Raw genomic sequence first — 18,360 nt, 5'->3', positions numbered from 1 at the left:
TTCGGCCCCGCTTCCGTCTCGGGAGGAGACTTGTACTTTAGGCAGCGGTCTTGGCCTCGATCTGCTTGGCCTTGGCCGAAGATGCCGTAATCGCGATCTTGCGCGGCTTCAGCTCCTCGGGGATGTTGCGCTTGAGGTCGACGAACAGCAGGCCGTTCTTCAGCGAAGCACCGACAACTTCGACGTGGTCGGCAAGCTGGAAGCGGCGTTCGAAGGCTCTCGAGGCAATGCCGCGATAGAGCAGTTCAGAGCCTTCGCCGGTGCCCTCGTCCTTGCGCTCACCCTTCACGGTCAGCACGTTGCGATGGGCTTCGATCGAGATTTCCTCGTCAGAGAAGCCGGCAACCGCCATCGAGATCCGGTAGGAATCCTCACCGGTGCGCTCGATGTTGTAGGGCGGGTAGGTCTGCGCGCCATCCGGCTGCGCAAGCGAATCGAGCATCGTGAACAGACGATCGAAGCCGACGGTCGAGCGATAAAGCGGGGAAAAATCAACGTGACGCATGAGGTGTTCTCCTGTTGAGCAACATGGTTTGCGTATGGCCGGTGCGAAACCCTTGAGCGGCGTTTCGGGTGGGCCAGCGGCCCCGACATTGGCGACCGCACGAGACATTTGGGGAGCGCTGGAAAGCATTTCAAGATTTCACCTGGCGGCAAAAGCCACGGGGGCCGGACCCTTGATGAACGGCAGATGAACCGGCACTTCGGCGCGCGTTCAGGCAGCCGGCGCTAAAGTCCATTCCAGGATCAAGGACTGGCGGCGCCGATTGCACAACAGGCACCGCAACGAGGCCGACCGGGTGTAACGTCCCTTCCTCCCGGATCGACAGAGGCCGGAAGCACGCTTTCAAGCGGCTTCCGGCCTTCCCTGTTGCAGCCCAGTCAGTCACCGGGAATTCCTTGGCTTTTGGCGCATGGGCGTCTATCACCTTAGCGGAGCCGGCCAGCGCAGGCGGGCATGCGAGACGCCGAGCACGAAGCGCCGAATGACGGATCTTTTCACCGAAAACTCCCTTTTTCACGAAATCGAGGGCAATCCGCGGCCGGAAAACGCCACCGGCGGCTTCTTCACCACGCGTGACCGCAAGAATATCCGCTACGGCCTGTTCGGCGCGGTCGCTCGCCCGATGAAGGGCACCGTGGTCCTGCTCACCGGCCGCAACGAGTGCATCGAGAAATATTTCGAAACCATCCGCAACCTTGCCGATCGTGGCTTTGGCGTCGCCACGCTCGACTGGCGCGGCCAGGGCGATTCAGACCGGCTGATCCGCGATCGCCAGCGCGGCTACGTCAGCAGCTTCCGCGACTACACCGCCGACCTCGAACAGTTCTTCGAGGAGATCGTGCTGCCCGATTGCCGCGGACCCTACTACATCCTGGCCCATTCGGCAGGCGCATTGATCACCCTGCTGGCCGCGCCGTCGATGGTGAACCGCGTCCGGCGCATGGTGCTGATCGCGCCTTTCCTGACGCTGCCCGACCTGCCGGTCTCGATCTCGACGGTTCGCCGCGTCTGTTCCCTGTTCTGCGCTCTCGGCCTCGGCCGGCTCTATGCCGCCTGGGGTCCGCGGCCGAGGGTAACGGCCCCTTTCGAGACCAACAAGCTGACATCGGACCCGGAACGCTATCGGCGCAACACACGGATCTATGAAGAATACCCGCAACTGGCGCTTGGCGGGCCGACGATCCGTTGGCTGCGGGCAGCAGCGAAAGCTTCGGAAGCCGTCAGCGACCCCGACTTCATGGCCCGGATCCAGGTCCCGCTGCTGATCATCGCCGCCGGCGCCGACCAGGTCGTCTCGACCAGGGCTGTCGAAGCCTACGCCAGGCGTCTGCGGCTCGGTTCATTGCTGATGATCGACGGCTCCCGCCACGAAATCCTGCAGGAAGCCGATATCTACCGCGAGCAATTGCTCGCCGCCTTCGACGCCTTCATTCCCGGCAGCGACGACCCCACGGCCTGACGGCCGCCGGTCGCTGGTCAGCCGCGCAAGGCGGCCATGGCAGCTGCGTGGAGTTCCGGCGTTGCAGCCGCCAGGACATCGCCGCCCTTTTCCGCAGGCCCGCCATCGAATGTGGTGACCACACCGCCTGCCTTCTCGATGATCGGGATCAGCGCCACGATGTCGTATGGCTTCAAACCGGGATCGGCGACGATATCGACGCTTCCCGAAGCGATCATGGCGAAGGCATAGCAATCGGCGCCATAGCGGGCGAGTTGGATCTGTCTTTCGAATGCATCGTAACGGTTGCGCGCTTCGCCTTTGAATAGCGCCGGCGTGGTGGTGAACAGCGTCGCCTGGTCCAACTTCGTCGTCTTGCGGGTCGTCAGTTTTCGCGGCCCGCCCGGCCCCTCATAGTGCGAACCTGAGGCGTTGGCGTAGAACAGCTCGCCGGTGAAGGGTTGCGCCATCATGCCGGCAACGGCGTCACCGTCGACCGTCAGCCCGACCAGCGTGCCCCACACCGGCAGGCCGGAAATAAAGGCGCGCGTGCCGTCGATCGGGTCGATCACCCAGACATGCCGGCTCGAAATGTTCTCGCTGCCATGCTCCTCGCCAAGAATGCCATGGTCGGGATACTCGGCAGAGATCAGCGCCCGGATAGCGCGCTCGGCCTCGCGATCGGCCTCGGTGACCGGATCGAAACTGCCCTGTTCCTTGTTGGCGACCGCGCCTTGGGCACGAAAGCGCGGCAAGGTCTCCGCCGCCGCCACCTGCGCGATGCGGCGCATGAAATCGACACTGATGTCCAACTGATTCTCCCGCACTGCAGCATGTCCGAGCCGTGCTCTGCCGCCAATTTCGTACCAAAACAAGTGTGTTCGACGACTTCTCCGCGACGGCATCTGTTGCCCGGATGTCACATAAGCGTCGTCGAAACGCAATTTCCACATCAGAGTGAATTAAAAAAGCCTGAAGGTCGCTTGACATTTGTGCAACGCACAATACCCTCGACCTCGGACAGGGTTTCCTGTCCATGCCCTCCTTGGGCGTTTCCTCCCTAGACTTCGACCGTATCGTGCAAACGATGCGGTCTTTTTTTACGCCGCGATTTCACTCCGCGGCCAGCGGCAGGTCGATGAAATGATGGTCGGGCATCGACATCAGGTCGGCTGAGAACCGCGTCAGATCGTCGGCCAGCGCATCGAAGCCGGCGGCCTTCTCGAATGTCCGTTCGTTCATGTAGAGCCCGCGATTGACCTCGATCTGCAGCGCATGCAGATGGCGCGCCGGGCGGCCGTAATGCTCGGTGATGAAGCCGCCGGCATAGGGTTTGTTGTGGGCAACCGAATAGCCCATGGCGCTGAGCAGGCCGATCGCGGTCTCGGTCAGGGCGGCGGTTGCCGAGATGCCGAAACGGTCGCCGATGATGAAGTCGGGCCGCAGCCCGCTGTCGCCGACACGGATGCTCGCCGGCATCGAATGACAGTCGATCAGCACGGCAAAACCGAACCGCGCATGGGTCCGGGTCAAAAGCCGCTTCAGCGTCTCGTGATAGGGCTTGTAGACGGTTTCGATCCGGGCAACGGCTTCCGACAGCGGCAGGCGGCCGGAATAGATGTCGAGCCCCTCGCCGACCAGCTTCGGCACCGTGCCAAGCCCACCCGCCACCCGCGCCGAGCGGATGTTGCAGAAGGACGGCACTGGCTCGGCGAACATGCGAGGATCGAGCTCCCACGGCTCGCGATTGACGTCGAGATAGGCCCTCGGAAAATTCGCCGCCAGCAGCGGCGCGCCGAGCGCCACGGCACCACCGAACAGCTCATCGACGTAACAGTCTTCCGACCGGCGGATGGCGTTGCGGTCCAGCCTTGCCATGGCCAGGAAGCGTTCGGGATAATAGCGGCCGCTATGCGGCGAGTTGAAGAGGAAGGGGACGCGCTGCTCGGCGCCCGACCGGATTTCGAAGGGTGGAAAGACCGAAAAATCCTCGGCTGCCGTCTTCAATTTGAACGAACCCGAAAACACCAGTGCATCATGATGTGAAAGTGCCACCTTGCAGGCCGCGTGTCCAGCATTTCAGCGGCGGCACACCCCCGGCAAATATGGATCATCGCCGTCCGCGTTCACTTGATGTTTACCCTCACCTCCTCATATACAGGATGGTTAACGGGCTTGCCCAACGGCAACCTCGGGCGGGTGATTCGGACAGGATATCATGGCACGCATTCTTCTGGCGGAAGACGACGACGATATGCGTCGGTTCCTCGTCAAGGCGCTGGAGCGCGCCGGTTACCAGGTCAGCGATTTCGACAATGGCGCCAGCGCCTATGAGCGGCTGCGCGAAGAACCGTTCTCGCTGCTGCTGACCGACATCGTCATGCCGGAGATGGACGGCATCGAGCTGGCGCGCCGCGCCACCGAGATCGATCCCGATCTGAAAGTCATGTTCATCACCGGTTTCGCCGCTGTTGCGTTGAACCCGGATTCCAAGGCGCCGAAAGACGCCAAGGTGCTGTCGAAGCCATTCCATCTGCGCGACCTCGTCAACGAGGTGGAGAAGATGCTGCAGGCGGCCTGAGCCGTTTTCTAGGCGAGGCGCCGCACCTCTTCGCCACTGCGGCGAGACGACGCCTTCTTTCCTTTTTCCTGCTATTGACGCGCTGGATCAAAAATGGTGTATGCGCGGCTTCGGATGGGCGTGTAGCTCAGCGGGAGAGCACTGCATTGACATTGCAGGGGTCACAGGTTCAATCCCTGTCACGCCCACCATCCAACCAGACAAATCAGACTTGGATCGACATGCTGGCCGGCTCGCCAGACAAAGCGCGTGGGCATGACGCGCGGGATGAGCAGCGTCGAGGCGGTGGCGGAAGAACGCCTCACTTGGGATAAGCAGGGCACAGCGTGGCACAGGGCCGTCCAGGGCGCGCGTTACACAGAGGTGGACGATTTCGGTGCCTCAAGGGGAGGCTGGACGTTGGCGAGCTTTCGAGCGCAACGCGCCCGTCCCAGCGCTGACCGGAACGGGCGACACGCAATCAGATCATTGCGGCGCTGGATCAGGCGTATTTCCCGGCCTGTCGCCGCCGCCCTTGCCTTCGCGGCAAGGCTCGCCGATGCCGCAGCATTTGCCGTTATAGGTGACGCCAGGCTTCAGCTTGTCGCATTCCCTGGGAGCGGTTGTCTTGCAGCCGGCCAGCACCGAAACGGCGATGGCGGCCAAAAAGACGTTTCTCGAGACAGTAAACATAAGACGTTCTCCTTGATGAACCATGTTTGGACACATCACTTGGTCGCGCCTCGGGTGAATTGGTTCACAAAAATAGTGATGGCGGCGAAAACAACCCTCACGGTTGTTCGACAGAGGACACTCCTGGGCAGGCGCAGCAATCGCGTGGCGACGTGTCGGCGACGGCGAACACGCCCACGATGACGATGGCGGCCGATGCGGCGTCCTAGATGAATTGCGTGGTCATCTGGTCTAGAATCCAGCCAAAGCCCTGGTGACGCCGACAAGATGGCAACGAAGATCACGGCGGCAATAAGCTGAACACGGTGTTCCTGGACATGGGGCGGGAACGCAGCGCTGATTTGGGTTGAAGGTAAGCGGGCCTTGCGACATGCGTTCCGGGACAAGGTGAAGTGAGGATTTTATGCGGGGCGTTGCGATTCTTACAGAGGGAAGAAGCGGTTCGAACTGGCTGGGAAGCCTGACGAACGCAACTGGCCTGATGGGACGGTCGGAGGAATGGCTTGATCCGGCCTATCTACGCTTCGATCCCCGCACCTATGATGATCTTGAAAAAGCGGCCATCGAGAAAGCGGCGACCGACAACGGGCGGTTTGCGATCAAGTTGTTTCCGCGCCATCTGGCCTGGTGTAAGGAGAAATTCGGAAAGGATTTTCTATTCGAGATACGAAGAAAACACGGCTTGGAATTCATTTTGTTGGAACGTCGCGACCGAATTCAGCAAGCTATTTCGTTCTACCGAGCTAGGATGTCTGGAGTGTGGACGAGCCGGCACGAAGGGAAAGTCAATCCGCGCTCTGTTCCTTATAGCTTCGCCGACATCAGCCAAGCGTATTTCCAGATTGATCGAAGCTATGCGTTCTGGAGGTCCTACCTACAACTTGCGGGGCTGGATTGTCGTCAATTCGTCTACGAAGATTTGCAGCAAGACCCACGGCCCTATCTGGAAGCTGTGGCGGATTATATGGGCGTCCAGGTCCCGGAAGACACCGCCAATTCGAGATTCACTGTTCAACGGGACAGCCTCACGGAAGAATGGATAGTGCGCTTTCGTGAGGACGCAGCGGCCAAGGGCGCCATTGAGGGCATCGGGGAGATGGCGGTGCCAAGAACGCTCGACAATATCGCCCGCTTTGCCCTGAAACGGCCCCTGATCCGAAAGCGCTTCTAGGGGCAGGTACTTTCTTCGGGGGAATTCGATGATCGTTGCAGCTGGCTCGGTTCCAGCGCTCAATGCCCCGGCTCTTCCTCCAGAACACCTGGAGTAAATCGCACTGGTCAACCTTCTGCCTGCGGTATGAGCATGGATAGAAATGCTCTCTTCCGGGATATCCTGGCCGCCGTGCAGCTTGCTGGGAACGGCGGGCCAGGGTCAGATAGTTTCGTCATGTCGCTCGAACCTGCCATTGCGGCAAAAAGTTCCGGAACCATCCTTCAAGCTGATGGAATCGCGGATCGCGTGTGCAGGATCGGCATTTCCCGGCTGTTCGCCAGAGGTAGAGCGGTTCGCATTTGGGTTGACTTCTAGCCTGCACCTGGCGCAACGCCGCATGTAGTGCTTGAAGTTGGCGGAGGGTTTCTCGATTGGGTTGAGGTCCGAACTATAGGGGGCAGGAAGGAGAGCCTCGCGGAGCCAGCCTACTGGTCATCGTCATCGTTATTGTCTGGATTGTCGACCAAACATCCCGCGCCGTGACACCCTTGGTAATTGCCTTGAGTGTCGAAATTCGGATTGCCGTCCTTGTCGTAACTCGGCCTTGGATCGATGTAGCTGTCGTCCTTTCGACGCGCTTCCTTGCGATCCTTGTCTCTCTGTTCTTGCGCGGCCATGCGATCCAATGAGCGCTGCTCATCTTCTGAACGTTGTGAGGTCTGTTGCATCATGCAGTCGGCAAACCTGTTGGTTCCTGGCCTGTAGCCGTAAGACGCGCACTGTTGCTGATCCATTGCGCGCTGATCCTCAGCGCTGACGCAACCGGCAACCGCCAACGGCACAAGCGCGATCAGCACATATCTCATCTTGAAATTCGGCATTTTGTCACTCCAGATTATTCTGATGGCACCGGGCAGGAGAGGTCACCCTCCTGGCAGTTCAGGTAGGCCTTCAACTGCCTGGTGCGGGCCTTGGTCAGGTCAGCCTGACAAGCAGCGGCAACCATCGGCGCCGCGGAGCCACCATCGTCACCGCTGGATTGAAACGTGCATTCGGCGTTGCGGAACGCAATCCACGCTCTCTGCGCTTTCACGAACCGTGCCTTGCCGTCGGAATCATCCGTAAGCCGCTTCTGGATTTGCTTGAAGGTCTGGTTCAATGCCTGATCGGCTCTTTTGAAGTCCGAAGCTGGATCGGCCAGAGCCGCGGTGGCGGCGAACGACAGCATGGCGACCGCAGCAAGTAGAAAACGCATGATTGTATCCCCCTCATGAAAACAACCACAAGTAAGCACGCATAGGAGCAGTCGGCAAGGCCTGGAAAACCATATAGTAAGCAAAGGGTTGTCGGGTTCAACAATGCAGGACGGACGAGGCTAGGGCCGTGAGGTGATATGCGGGGAGTGGCAGATAACTCATGCATTCGATGCAATGGCGGTCGAATGCGGCCGCCACAAGCTGACCATGTTTGGACACATCGCTTGGTCGCGCGCCGGGAGGATTGGTTCCAAGAAAATTGCGATCACCGGCGCATCTTTCGCGAGCTTGCCTTTGCGTGAAGGCGAATCGCCGATGCCGGGGCATTTGCCATGCTATGTGGTTTTCGGATTTGATTTATCGCATTGTCCTGTCGGCGTTGCCTGGCAACCTGCCGTCACTTATGCAGCAGAACATAACAGGACATTCGCAACGCTACATGCGAGAGACGTTTTCCATGATTGATCGTGTCGCACAATTCAGGGCTTGGTCGCCTCACGCTCAAAAATGGTCCAGAATCAAAGTCGGAATGATTGGCGAAACCGCGCGCATCCCCGAGGCGGTGATCGGGATCCGGTCTCCCTGCGTGCCGTCATGAGTTCACAGTCCGGTAGGACAAAACTATCGTCCTGGCCGAAGATATATCGCGAACTGAACCGTGTGCGCACGCAATTGCGGTCGCCGTGGTCGACATTGGGCAACGCGCTCATTTCCGCAAAGCAGAACGCTGAATACCGGCTCGAACTCGGCAAGCGGATCGAGGCCGCCCGCGAGACTTACACGGCGTCGCCGATCTCGCAGATTGCCGACAGCTTCATGCTCGTCCGGATCATCGGCAATGATCTGGAACCGCGACACCGCAAGGGCCAGTCATTCGACAACGTGCTGTTCATTCTGGACAACGAACCGGTCTTCGACGCCTGCGAAAAATTCTGGATCGTCAATCGAATAGTCGACACCGACGAGGAAGCCCGGATCATCGGCCTGCTCGAAAGCCGCCGCCAGAATTTTCATACAATCCCCTTCGAACTCGATCAGTACCGGAAGATATCCTGGGACGTCGACCAGCTTGTTGCCGGCGACCTCCGATTCTCAGAGAAGGGCCGGGCGAGCGGACAGTCCGCGCGTTACGAAACGCACATCCGCCGCAGCAAGAACCTCTATGTGATGAACAACAATGGGGCTCGCAACGCCGCGCTCGCGATTGCCCGCGACAGGGCAAAATGGCTGATGCCCTGGGACGGGAACTGCTACCTGACAGACTCTGCGTTCCAGCGGATACGGTCCGCGATCGAGAAAAACCCGCACCTTCCCTACGCTGTGGTGCCCATGGCGCGCATTGTCGACAATGCGCTTCTGCTGGACCAGAGCTTCCAGCCGCCGGCCGAGGAGGAGCCGCAGATCATATTTCGAGCCGATACCACGCACCTGTTCGACGAAAACTATGGTTACGGAAGGCGGCCAAAAATCGAGATGTTGTGGCGGTTGGCAGTTCCCGGCCCCTGGGACCGCTACCGCGACGACGCCTGGGATTTCCCACGCCCGGTCCGGGCAGCGGATGCCGGGCTGCTCCAGAAAGCGGGCTGGGTGGCGCGCCTGGATTCAGGGCGTTCGCATCTGGAGATCGGCAAGGCCGGCTTCGTCGCTCGTCTGGTCAGCCGCGATCAGGCGATCGTCGATATGGTCGATCAATGTGACGCCAAGGCAGTCGCCGCTCGGCTTGATACCTCCCGCCTGGCCTTTTATGACGAAGACGCCCTGGCCCACGCGGTGAAGGACGGGCCCATCCTGCACCATCTCGAAACCGCGGCCGGACAGGCACTCGCCCGCGGTCCGTTCAGCGTGCTCGACAAGACTGGCCTAGCCCCCAGCGGGGATCCCCAGGACTATTTTCACCCCGCGCCTTACTGGTGGCCCGACCCCGACAGACCCGACGGCCTGCCCTATATCCGGCGCGATGGCGAACGCGTGCCCGGCACGGCATTGTATGCAGCAGGAAGCGAAACCTACGATCGCACACGCTTGCAGCGCGTCTTCGACGACACAACCGTGCTTGCGCTCGCCGCAACCGTGCTTGATGGGCATCATTATGCCGTCCACGCCGCCAGGCTCATTCGCGCATGGTATATCGATCCCAGGACAAGAATGAACCCGCATTTGCGCTATGCGCAGGTGCGGTCGGGCCACGACAACAATGAAGGGTCCGGCCACGGCATCATCGAGCTGAAGGATTTCTATTTCTTCCTGGATGCCGTACGCCTGCTCGAGCGAACAGGAGTACTGGGCGACGAGGATCGCGAGGCGTTCAGAGCCTGGCTCGGTTCCTACTGCGAATGGCTGGACACCGCGCCGGCAGCCGCGACGGCCCTCTGCAGCAGCAGCAACCAAGGAACATATTACGATTTGCAGCGGGCATCGATCGCCACGTTTCTTGGCGACAGCGCCACCCTGGCCAAGATCAGCCTCTATGCTCGGGAGAGACTAGCAACCCAGATCGCAGCCGATGGCTCCTTGCCCAGGGAACTGTCCCGCACGCGCCCCAGGCACTACGCCATGTTTACCTTGCAAGGCTGGACGTCGCTGGCCCGTGTCCTGTCTTCGGTCGGTGACAATCTCTGGCAACACAAGACAGCCGAGGGACTGGGACTGGTCCAGGCGCTGCACTGGCTTGTTGCGCACGAGAACAAGCCACACACCATGTCGGCCGAAACTGTCGATCCGGATCGGCTTGGGCCGCTGCTTCTCGACCTGACGCACCATGATCCCGCAGGAATGCCACCTGCCGATCTGGGAAGGGCGACCAAGCCCATTTTTCATCCAGACGAGGCAATCGCGCCTTTTTGGCTGTGGCGGAGACGTTAGCGACGCCCGGCATTCCTGGCCTGTTACGTCGATGATGAGAACCACTTTGCGCGCTTCAAACGCCCGCGACGGTGCAAAGGCTCTTCATCCTGGTCACCGCCAGTTCCGGATCGGCCAGCAATCCGGCCTGGTCGGCAAGGCGGAACACGTCGGCATAGTGACGGATGCCGCGCGCCGACTGCATACCGCCGACCATCGCAAAATGATCCTGATGGCCATTCAGCCAGGCCATGAAGACGATGCCGGCCTTGTAATACTCGGTCGGCGCCTCGAAGATCTTTCGCGACAGCGGCACGGTTGGTGCCATCAACGCGTCAAAGCCGGCGCGGTCGCCTTCCGCCAGTTTCGCCAGCGCCGCGTTGGCGACCGGCGCGATGGCGTCGAAAATACCCAGCAATGCGTGCGAGTGCCTTTTCTCGTCGCCGGCGATCAGTTCGGGATAATTGAAATCGTCGCCGGTGAACATGACGACGCCGTCCGGCAGACGGTTCCTCAGCGCGACCTCCTTGCCGGCATCGAGCAGTGAGATTTTTATCCCCTCCACCTTGCCAACGTGGCATTCGATGATGGCAACGACTGTATCGAGAGCGACCTCGAAATTCTCGCTGCCCCAATAGCCCCTGAGCGCCGGATCGAACATGTCGCCCAGCCAGTGCAGGATGACCTTGCCGGAGGACTGTGACAGGATGCGGTCGTAGACGCTGACATAGTCGTCCGGCCCTTTGGCAACTGCCGCCAACGCCCGGCTGGCCATCATGATCGCCTTGCCGCCGAGCCCTTCGATAAAAGCGAACTGCTCTTCATAGGCCTTGATGACGTCATCGATTGTTTTGGCGGCGGCGGGCGCCAGATGGTCGGTGCCGGCGCCCGAGGCGAGATCGGCGCCATCGACCGTGCGCGCCTCGGCGATCGAGCGGCGGATCAATTCCTGCGCATTTGCCCAGTCGAAGCCCATGCCACGCTGCGACGTGTCCATCGCTTCGGCGATGCGAAAGCCCAGCCGCCACAGATGGTGACGGAACGCCATCGTCCTCTCCCAGTCGATCACCGGTCTGGACCACGGATCGGTCATGGCGAGCGGATCGGCAACGACGTGCGCGGCGGCATAGGCGATACGCGAAAATCGCGCGCCGATGTCAGGCTGCACGGGCTCGCCAACCAGCGTGTACCGGGTGCTGCCGCCACCCTCACCAGGCAAGGAAATGTCCATCCATCGCTCCCTTCACAACGCTACTAAATGGAACGTTCCAATAAATCAAGGACCTTTAAGATTCGAACTCCCTGCAGGATGAAATGCTGCATTGCAACAAGAAAGCCTTATGGAGCATGCCATTTGAGTACGCACAATCGCTGTTCGAGGCGCGGGAAAAATCCCGATTGACTCACGAGCGGAGCAGAGATTAGAACGTTCCAATAGTTTTGGGCCTGCAGTCGGGAGGATGCATCTGGATGGCCAACCGGGCCAAGGCGACGATATTCGACATCGCCCGCGAGGCGGGCGTGTCCAAATCCACGGTATCGCTCGTGCTCCAGGGCAGCGGACTGATCCGGCCCGAAACAGCGAGCAAGGTGCGCAAGGCGATCGAGGATGTCGGTTACGTCTACAACCGCGGCGCCGCCAATCTGCGCAAGGCGCACTCCAACGTCATCGGCATGGTCATCAACGATCTCACCAATCCTTTCTTCGCGGAGCTGGCGGTTGGCATGGAGCGGGTCTTCCAGTCGGCCGGCATCGTGCCGTTCATCGCCAACACGGCGGAAAATCCGGTGCGCCAGGAAGAAGTGCTGAAGTCGCTGATGGAGCAAGGCGTCGCCGGCCTCATCGTGTCGCCGGCTCGCGGCACGACGCCGGGCGCCTTCAGGCGGATCGAGACGGCAGGTCTGCCGGTGGTCTTCGCCATGCGCCGGCTTCCCGAGAGCCGCATTCCGGTCATCGCGCCCGACAATCATCGCGGCGCCTATCTCGCCACCGCTCATCTGATCGGCAAGGGACATCGCCGGCTGGTCTTCTTCGGCGGCTCGTCCGATCTCGTCGTCTATCACGAGCGGCTTGGCGGATTTCGCGAAGCCTGCGAGACGCAGGGCATCTCCGACCGCGACACTCTGGTCGTCGAGGGAGAGACCAGCCGAAGAGGTGGTATCGCATGCCTCGAAACCGCTCTCGCAATGGCTGAACCGCCGACTGCGGCACTCTGCTTCAACGACGCCGTCGCCTTTGGCGCCATGCTGGCGCTGCGCAAGCGCGCGCTTGAGCCCGGAGTTGATTTCGCCATCGTCGGCTTCGACGATGTGGCCGAGGCCGAGCATTACATGCCGGCTCTGACCAGCGTCGCGGTGGACTCGGCGGGTCTTGGCGAACGTGCCGCCCATGTCATGCTGAAAATGATCCAGTCGCGCACCACACGGGCCGAAGACCATATCGGCGCGGTCAATCTGGTGGTCAGGGAAAGCTGCGGCCCGGATCGCCGCATTCGAAACAGGGCGGCCGGTTCGGGAGGCGCTGCATGAGCGTCAAATGGAGCTTGATCGGCGCCAGCACGATCGTCAGGCAGTTCATGATCAACGCCATCCGCGCGCAAGGCGAGGACAGCATCTGGTCATCGGCGTCAGTCGAAGCAGCATTGCAAACCGCGAAATCAGGCAAGGCGGTCGCAATCGACCCTGAATTCGGGAGTATGAATTGAGCAAGGTGGTCTCCGCGGCGCAGGCAGCCGGCCTGGTCAAGGACGGCATGGTCGTGTCGGTGTCCTCGTCGAGCGGCCTCGGCTGCCCCGATGCGGTGCTCGCCGCGATCGGCGAACGCTTCGACGCAGTAGGCCATCCGAAGAACATCACCACGCTGCACCCGATCGCAGCCGGCGACATGTATGGCATCAAAGGCATCGACCATCTGGCCAAGCCGGGACTGCTGAAGCGTACCTTGTGCGGCTCCTACCCGTCCGGCCCCTCCTCTTCCGAACCGCCGCAGATCTGGAAGATGATCGGCGACAATTCGGTCGCCGCCTACAACGTGCCGTCCGGCATCCTGTTCGATATGCACCGCGAAGCCGCGGCCAAGCGGCCGGGCGTGCTGACCAAAGTCGGTCTCGACACCTTCGCCGACCCGCGCCACCAGGGCTGCGCCATGAACGCCGCCGCCAGCGAGCCGATCGTTTCGGTGCAGCAGTTCGACGGCGAGGAATGGCTCTATTTCCGCTCTATCGTGCCGCAGGTGTCGATCATCCGCGCCACGTCGGCCGACGAGCGCGGCAACCTCACCTATGAGCATGAGGGCGCCTATCTCGGCGGACTGGAACAGGCGCTCGCCGCCCGCAACAATGGCGGCATCGTCATCGCGCAGGTCAAGCGCGTCGTCGAGAACGGCACGCTGAAACCGCATGACGTGCGCGTGCCCGGCGTTCTGGTCGACCATATCGTCGTCGCGCCCGACCAGTTGCAGACGACGCTGACACCCTATGACCCGGCGATCTCCGGAGAAATCTTCCGGCCGCTGTCGAGCTTCCGCACGCCGGAGATGAACGTGCAGAAGGTGATCGCGCGCCGCGTCGCCATGGAGTTGCGCGACGGCATGGCCGTCAATATCGGGTTCGGCATTTCCGCCAATGTGCCGCGCATCCTTCTCGAGGAAGGCCAGCACGGCAAAATTACCTGGGTGATCGAACAGGGCGCGGTCGGCGGCGTGCCGCTGCTCGACTTCAAATTCGGCTGCTCATCGAACGCCGACGCCTTCATGCCCTCGCCGCACCAGTTCATCTATTTCCAGGCCGGCGGCTTCGACGCCTCGCTGCTGTCCTTCCTGCAGATCGATCGACACGGCTCTGTGAATGTTTCGAAGCTGTCGGCGCGGCCGCATGTCACCGCCGGCGCCGGCGGCTTTGTCGACATCACCGCACGGGCGAAGAAGATCGTCTTCTCCGGCTTCTTCAATGCCGGCGCCAAGCTGTCTCTGGCCGATGGCGGCATCCGCATCGACCACGAGGGCAAGGTCAAGAAGGTGGTCAACGAAGTCGAGCACATCTCGTTTTCGGGCAAGCGCGCGGTGGCGCAGGGACAGGACATCACCTATGTCACCGAACGCTGCGTGATGAAGCTGACGCCGGAGGGGTTGGTCGTCACAGAACTCGCACCCGGCATCGATCTGCAGCGTGATGTGCTGGCCCAGTCGGAAATTCCGTTGGGCGTTGCCAAGGACCTCAAGACGACACCGGCAGCCCTCTATCAGGAGCAACCGATAGGCCTGTCGCTGAACGGCGGCGCCTCGCTCGGAGGCGCGCGTGGCTGAGCCTCTCGTCACCTTCGAGCAGGATGGCGCCATCGGTACCATCACGCTGCGCCGGCCCGAGAAATTCAACGCACTGGACATTCCGATGCTGCGGGCGCTAGAGACGGCGCTCGACGCGGCCGAGATGGCCGAGGGCGTCCGCGTCGTGCTGCTGCGCGGCGAAGGCAAGGGCTTTTGCGCCGGTGGCGATGTCGAAGCCTGGGCGCAGATGAGTGCCGCCGATTTCCAGGTGCAGTGGGTGCGCTACGGCCACCGCGTCTTCGACCGCTTGGCGCGGCTGCGGCAGCCGACAATCGCCGTCCTGTCCGGCCATGCGCTGGGCGGCGGCCTGGAACTGGCTGCGGCTTGCGACTTGCGCGTGGCGGAAACACAAGTGAAATTAGGCTTCCCGGAAACCTCGATTGGCGTCGTGCCCGGCTGGTCCGGTACGCAGCGCGCCGTGCGCCGCTTCGGCGCGCAGACGGTGCGCCGCATGGCGCTGGGCGGCGAGATCCTTCTCGCCCCCGAGGCACTCGCCCTGGGCATCGTCGACCGGGTGGTCGCAACTGGCAACGCACACGAAGAAGCAAAGGCGTGGGCGGAAAAGATCGCCGAGCGCGGCCCGCTGGCGACGGAAGCCGCCAAGCTGATGATCGCGGTCGCCGAAGGCGAGGAAAGTGCCGCCGCCACCGAAGCGCTGGCCAGCGGCTTCATCGCCCTGACCGGCGATCTGAAGGCCGGCGTCGATGCCTTCAAGGCCAAGCAGAAGCCGGCCTTTTCGAGATCCTAGAGCAAACATATGAACGCACCCCTGAAGATCGCCATGCCGGCCGAGGCGGCCGAAGCCCCGAAAGGCTACAAGCTGCTGATCGACGGCAAGCATGTCGATGCCCGCGACGGCCGTACGATTGCTCGAAACAGCCCCGGCCACGGCTTCACCGTCTCGCACTATGCGCAGGCCGGTGAGGCCGAAGTGGAAGCCGCTGTGCTTGCCGCCTACAGGGCTTTCGAAACGGGTCCATGGCCGCGCATGAAGGCGGCCGAACGTGCCGGGATCCTGCTCAAGGCAGCTGATCTGATCGAGGGCCGGCTGGAAGACATCGCCCGGCTCGACGCACTGGAATCGGGCAAACCGATCGCCCAGGCACGCGGCGAGATCGGCGGCGCCGTCGACATCTGGCGCTATGCCGCCTCGCTTGCCCGCACGCTGCATGGTGAAACCTACGCCAATCTCGGCGACGCCATGCTGGGTGTCGTCCTGCGCGAACCGATCGGCGTCGTCTCGATCATCACCCCGTGGAATTTCCCGTTCCTGATCGTCAGCCAGAAACTGCCCTTCGCGCTCGCCGCCGGCTGCACGGCGGTGGTCAAGCCGAGCGAAATGACCTCGGCCTCGACCTTCGTGCTCGGCGACATCCTGATGCAGGCCGGCCTGCCCGCCGGTGTCGTCAATATCCTGGCCGGACTTGGCGCCGATGTCGGTGCGCCGATGGTCAGCCATCCGCTGGTCGAAATGGTCTCGTTCACCGGCTCCACCCGCGTCGGCAAGATGACGATGGCATCCGCCGCGCAGTCGCTGAAGAAAGTCTCGATGGAGCTCGGCGGCAAGAACGGCCAGATCGTCTTCCAGGACGCCGACCTCGAAGCGGCCGCCGATGCGGCGGTGTTCGGCGGCTTCTTCAATGCCGGCGAGTGCTGCAATGCCGGCAGCCGGCTGATCGTGCACGAGGCGATCGCCGACGATTTTCTCAGCACCGTCAAGGCGCTTACCGCCAAGGTCACGGTCGGCGATCCGCTCGATGACCAAACCAAGGTCGGCGCGATGATCTCGTCCGACCATTTGGCCAAGGTGGCCGGTTACGTTGCGGCAGCCGCGACCGAGGGCAGCAGCATCTGCAGCGGAGGCAAGCAATTGGCCTCCAATATCGGTCAATACCTCGATCCCACCATCATCCGCGGCGTCACCGAGGACATGGCCATAGCGCGCGAGGAAGTGTTCGGCCCGGTGCTCTCGGTGCTGACTTTTGAATCGATTGAAAAGGCGTTGCACATCGCCAACAACACGCCCTATGGTTTGTCGGCGGGCGTGTGGAGCGCCAGCATCGACACTTGCATGTCGGTCGCGCGCGGCGTGCGTTCGGGAACCGTTTGGGTGAACACATTCATGGAAGGTTATCCCGAGCTGCCTTTCGGAGGCTATAAGCAGTCCGGTCTCGGACGCGAACTCGGCAAACGCGCCGTCGAGGACTATACCGAGGAAAAGACAATCCAGTTTCATCGCGGCCAGCGCACCGGGTGGTGGGTCGGCTGAGTTGAGAAGAACCCGGCGGCATCCGCCGGTCGTGTAATGCAACAAGGGAGGAAGTACATGTTGCGCAAACTGCTTATCGGAACGGCTCTCGCGTCGGGCCTGGCTTTCGCGGCCCACGCCGAGGACGTCAAGGAAGTCCAGATGCTGCATTGGTGGACCTCGGGCGGCGAAGCGGCTGCTCTCAACGTCCTCAAGGGTGATCTGGCCAAGGAAGGCTATGCCTGGAAGGACGTGCCGGTGGCCGGCGGCGGCGGCGATGCCGCCATGACCGCGCTGAAGGCGATGGTCGCGGCCGGCAATTATCCGACCGCCTCGCAGATGCTCGGCTACACCGTGCTCGACTATGCAGCCGCCGGCGTCATGGGCGACCTGACCGAAACGGCGAAGAAGGAAGGCTGGGACAAGTCCGTTCCGGCAGCCCTGCAGAAGTTTTCGGTCTATGACGGCAAGTGGGTCGCGGCGCCGGTCAACGTTCACTCGGTCAACTGGCTGTGGATCAACAAGGCCGTCCTGGACAAGATCGGCGGCACCGAGCCGAAGACCTTCGACGACTTCGTTGCCCTGCTCGACAAGGCCAAGGCGGCAGGCGTGATCCCGCTCGCTCTCGGCGGCCAGAACTGGCAGGAAGCCACCATGTTCGACTCCGTCGTGCTGTCGACCGGCGGACCCGAGTTCTACAAGAAGGCCTTCAACGACCTCGATGACGAGTCCCTGAAGTCCGACACGATGAAGAAGTCGTTCGACAATCTGGCCAAGCTCGTCACCTATGTCGACCCCAACTTCTCGGGCCGCGACTGGAACCTTGCCACCGCCATGGTCATCAAGGGCGATGCCCTGGTGCAGGTCATGGGCGACTGGGCGAAGGGCGAGTTCCACGCCGCCAACAAGACCCCGGGCACCGACTTCCTGTGCTATCGCTTCCCGGGCACCGACGGCTCGGTGATCTACAACTCCGACATGTTCGGCATGTTCAATGTTCCCGACGACCGCAAGGCCGCCCAGGTCGCACTGGCCACCGCCACCCTGTCGAAGAGCTTCCAGTCGGCCTTCAACGTCGTCAAGGGTTCGGTTCCGGCCCGTACCGACGTTCCGGACACCGACTTCGACGCTTGCGGCAAGAAGGGCATCGCCGACCTGAAGGCAGCCAATGAAGGCGGCACGCTGTTCGGCTCGCTGGCCCAGGGCTATGGCGCGCCTCCGGCGGTCGCCAATGCCTATAAGGATGTCGTCTCCAAATTCGTCCATGGTCAGATCAAGACCTCGGACGAAGCCGTGACCGAGCTGGTCAAGGCGATCGACGACGCCAAGTAAGCGCCACGCG

Annotated in this window: 18 protein-coding genes and 1 tRNA gene; 12 read left to right on the top strand and 7 right to left on the bottom strand. The window is 61.8% G+C overall.

Annotated elements, in window-relative coordinates:
* Positions 1-37: 37 nt before the first annotated feature.
* Positions 38-505: an Hsp20 family protein gene (locus tag LB519_RS24310; RefSeq protein ID WP_013529716.1), complete on the bottom strand. Its 468-nt coding sequence runs from the start codon at positions 503-505 to the stop codon at positions 38-40.
* 481 nt (positions 506-986) lie between these two features.
* Here LB519_RS24310 and LB519_RS24305 point away from each other — a divergent pair, with 481 nt between their 5' ends.
* Positions 987-1,964 (top strand): alpha/beta fold hydrolase, encoded by a 978-nt coding sequence (locus tag LB519_RS24305; protein WP_013529715.1) that lies wholly within the window; start codon positions 987-989, stop codon positions 1,962-1,964.
* A 17-nt stretch (positions 1,965-1,981) separates the two neighbouring features.
* Here LB519_RS24305 and hisN read toward each other — a convergent pair whose 3' ends face one another.
* A complete protein-coding gene (gene hisN, locus LB519_RS24300; RefSeq protein ID WP_024502739.1) occupies positions 1,982-2,755 on the bottom strand; it encodes a histidinol-phosphatase in 774 nt (257 codons plus the stop codon).
* Between the two features lie 301 nt (positions 2,756-3,056).
* Entirely contained in the window at positions 3,057-3,998 is a 942-nt protein-coding gene (locus LB519_RS24295) for an N-formylglutamate amidohydrolase (protein WP_013529713.1), read from the bottom strand.
* A gap of 163 nt (positions 3,999-4,161) precedes the next feature.
* Here LB519_RS24295 and cpdR point away from each other — a divergent pair, with 163 nt between their 5' ends.
* Both cpdR and LB519_RS24285 read left to right on the top strand, forming a co-directional pair.
* Positions 4,162-4,524, top strand: a complete 363-nt coding sequence (gene cpdR / locus LB519_RS24290) for a cell cycle two-component system response regulator CpdR (protein ID WP_006199474.1) — start codon at positions 4,162-4,164, stop codon at positions 4,522-4,524.
* Between the two features lie 116 nt (positions 4,525-4,640).
* Positions 4,641-4,715, top strand: a tRNA-Val gene (locus LB519_RS24285).
* 274 nt (positions 4,716-4,989) lie between these two features.
* On the opposite strand, the gene LB519_RS24280 is transcribed toward LB519_RS24285, so the two are convergent.
* Entirely contained in the window at positions 4,990-5,196 is a 207-nt protein-coding gene (locus tag LB519_RS24280) for a hypothetical protein (protein ID WP_013529712.1), read from the bottom strand.
* Positions 5,197-5,599: 403 nt separating this feature from the next.
* On the opposite strand from LB519_RS24280, the gene LB519_RS24275 reads away from it, so the two are divergent.
* On the top strand, positions 5,600-6,367 hold the full coding sequence (locus LB519_RS24275; RefSeq protein WP_127365980.1) for a Stf0 family sulfotransferase: 768 nt from the start codon (positions 5,600-5,602) through the stop codon (positions 6,365-6,367).
* 467 nt (positions 6,368-6,834) lie between these two features.
* Here LB519_RS24275 and LB519_RS24270 read toward each other — a convergent pair whose 3' ends face one another.
* A complete protein-coding gene (locus tag LB519_RS24270; protein WP_013529710.1) occupies positions 6,835-7,230 on the bottom strand; it encodes a hypothetical protein in 396 nt (131 codons plus the stop codon).
* 14 nt (positions 7,231-7,244) lie between these two features.
* A complete protein-coding gene (locus LB519_RS24265) occupies positions 7,245-7,577 on the bottom strand; it encodes a lysozyme inhibitor LprI family protein (RefSeq protein ID WP_224621359.1) in 333 nt (110 codons plus the stop codon).
* 202 nt (positions 7,578-7,779) lie between these two features.
* On the opposite strand from LB519_RS24265, the gene LB519_RS24260 reads away from it, so the two are divergent.
* Together LB519_RS24260 and LB519_RS24255 are read left to right on the top strand one after the other, a co-directional pair.
* The gene (locus LB519_RS24260; protein WP_145923782.1) at positions 7,780-8,070 is read left to right on the top strand and encodes a hypothetical protein; all 291 of its coding nucleotides are present in this window, start codon (positions 7,780-7,782) and stop codon (positions 8,068-8,070) included.
* Positions 8,071-8,298: 228 nt separating this feature from the next.
* On the top strand, positions 8,299-10,467 hold the full coding sequence (locus LB519_RS24255; protein ID WP_224621358.1) for an alginate lyase family protein: 2,169 nt from the start codon (positions 8,299-8,301) through the stop codon (positions 10,465-10,467).
* 55 nt (positions 10,468-10,522) lie between these two features.
* Here the strand turns inward: LB519_RS24255 and LB519_RS24250 are convergent, their stop codons facing one another.
* Positions 10,523-11,677 (bottom strand): dihydrodipicolinate synthase family protein, encoded by a 1,155-nt coding sequence (locus tag LB519_RS24250; protein ID WP_224621357.1) that lies wholly within the window; start codon positions 11,675-11,677, stop codon positions 10,523-10,525.
* 239 nt (positions 11,678-11,916) lie between these two features.
* On the opposite strand from LB519_RS24250, the gene LB519_RS24245 reads away from it, so the two are divergent.
* From LB519_RS24245 to LB519_RS24220, 6 genes are read left to right on the top strand one after another with little or no spacing between them, the layout of a single operon-like run.
* Positions 11,917-12,975 (top strand): LacI family DNA-binding transcriptional regulator, encoded by a 1,059-nt coding sequence (locus tag LB519_RS24245; RefSeq protein ID WP_127365982.1) that lies wholly within the window; start codon positions 11,917-11,919, stop codon positions 12,973-12,975.
* Positions 12,972-13,151: a hypothetical protein gene (locus tag LB519_RS24240; protein ID WP_224621356.1), complete on the top strand. Its 180-nt coding sequence runs from the start codon at positions 12,972-12,974 to the stop codon at positions 13,149-13,151. Before LB519_RS24245 ends, LB519_RS24240 begins: the two co-directional genes overlap by 4 nt.
* Positions 13,148-14,749, top strand: coding sequence for an acyl CoA:acetate/3-ketoacid CoA transferase (locus tag LB519_RS24235; RefSeq protein WP_224621355.1), 1,602 nt, complete (start codon positions 13,148-13,150; stop codon positions 14,747-14,749). Before LB519_RS24240 ends, LB519_RS24235 begins: the two co-directional genes overlap by 4 nt.
* The gene (locus LB519_RS24230) at positions 14,742-15,518 is read left to right on the top strand and encodes an enoyl-CoA hydratase/isomerase family protein (RefSeq protein ID WP_013529703.1); all 777 of its coding nucleotides are present in this window, start codon (positions 14,742-14,744) and stop codon (positions 15,516-15,518) included. The genes LB519_RS24235 and LB519_RS24230 overlap by 8 nt, the downstream gene beginning before the upstream one ends.
* 9 nt (positions 15,519-15,527) lie before the next feature.
* On the top strand, positions 15,528-17,039 hold the full coding sequence (locus LB519_RS24225; RefSeq protein WP_224621354.1) for an aldehyde dehydrogenase family protein: 1,512 nt from the start codon (positions 15,528-15,530) through the stop codon (positions 17,037-17,039).
* Positions 17,040-17,096: 57 nt separating this feature from the next.
* The gene (locus LB519_RS24220; protein WP_013529701.1) at positions 17,097-18,350 is read left to right on the top strand and encodes an ABC transporter substrate-binding protein; all 1,254 of its coding nucleotides are present in this window, start codon (positions 17,097-17,099) and stop codon (positions 18,348-18,350) included.
* The last annotated feature ends 10 nt before the right edge of the window (positions 18,351-18,360 follow it).

Source organism: Mesorhizobium sp. AD1-1, from assembly GCF_020164655.1.
GTDB classification, from domain to species: domain Bacteria; phylum Pseudomonadota; class Alphaproteobacteria; order Rhizobiales; family Rhizobiaceae; genus Mesorhizobium; species Mesorhizobium ciceri.
The sequence above is the reverse complement of the archived record's forward strand: the minus strand, read 5'-3'. Positions and strand labels throughout refer to the sequence as shown.

Excerpts from the sequence above, each read along its gene's own strand:
- LB519_RS24310 (WP_013529716.1), bottom strand. The coding sequence starts at position 505 with ATGCGTCACGTTGATTTTTCCCCGCTTTATCGCTCGACCGTCGGCTTC.
- LB519_RS24305 (WP_013529715.1), top strand. The coding sequence starts at position 987 with ATGACGGATCTTTTCACCGAAAACTCCCTTTTTCACGAAATCGAGGGC.
- cpdR (WP_006199474.1), top strand. The coding sequence starts at position 4,162 with ATGGCACGCATTCTTCTGGCGGAAGACGACGACGATATGCGTCGGTTC.
- LB519_RS24280 (WP_013529712.1), bottom strand. The coding sequence starts at position 5,196 with ATGTTTACTGTCTCGAGAAACGTCTTTTTGGCCGCCATCGCCGTTTCG.
- LB519_RS24275 (WP_127365980.1), top strand. The coding sequence starts at position 5,600 with ATGCGGGGCGTTGCGATTCTTACAGAGGGAAGAAGCGGTTCGAACTGG.
- LB519_RS24270 (WP_013529710.1), bottom strand. The coding sequence starts at position 7,230 with ATGCCGAATTTCAAGATGAGATATGTGCTGATCGCGCTTGTGCCGTTG.
- LB519_RS24265 (WP_224621359.1), bottom strand. The coding sequence starts at position 7,577 with ATGCTGTCGTTCGCCGCCACCGCGGCTCTGGCCGATCCAGCTTCGGAC.
- LB519_RS24260 (WP_145923782.1), top strand. The coding sequence starts at position 7,780 with ATGGCGGTCGAATGCGGCCGCCACAAGCTGACCATGTTTGGACACATC.
- LB519_RS24250 (WP_224621357.1), bottom strand. The coding sequence starts at position 11,677 with ATGGACATTTCCTTGCCTGGTGAGGGTGGCGGCAGCACCCGGTACACG.
- LB519_RS24245 (WP_127365982.1), top strand. The coding sequence starts at position 11,917 with ATGGCCAACCGGGCCAAGGCGACGATATTCGACATCGCCCGCGAGGCG.
- LB519_RS24240 (WP_224621356.1), top strand. The coding sequence starts at position 12,972 with ATGAGCGTCAAATGGAGCTTGATCGGCGCCAGCACGATCGTCAGGCAG.
- LB519_RS24225 (WP_224621354.1), top strand. The coding sequence starts at position 15,528 with ATGAACGCACCCCTGAAGATCGCCATGCCGGCCGAGGCGGCCGAAGCC.
- LB519_RS24220 (WP_013529701.1), top strand. The coding sequence starts at position 17,097 with ATGTTGCGCAAACTGCTTATCGGAACGGCTCTCGCGTCGGGCCTGGCT.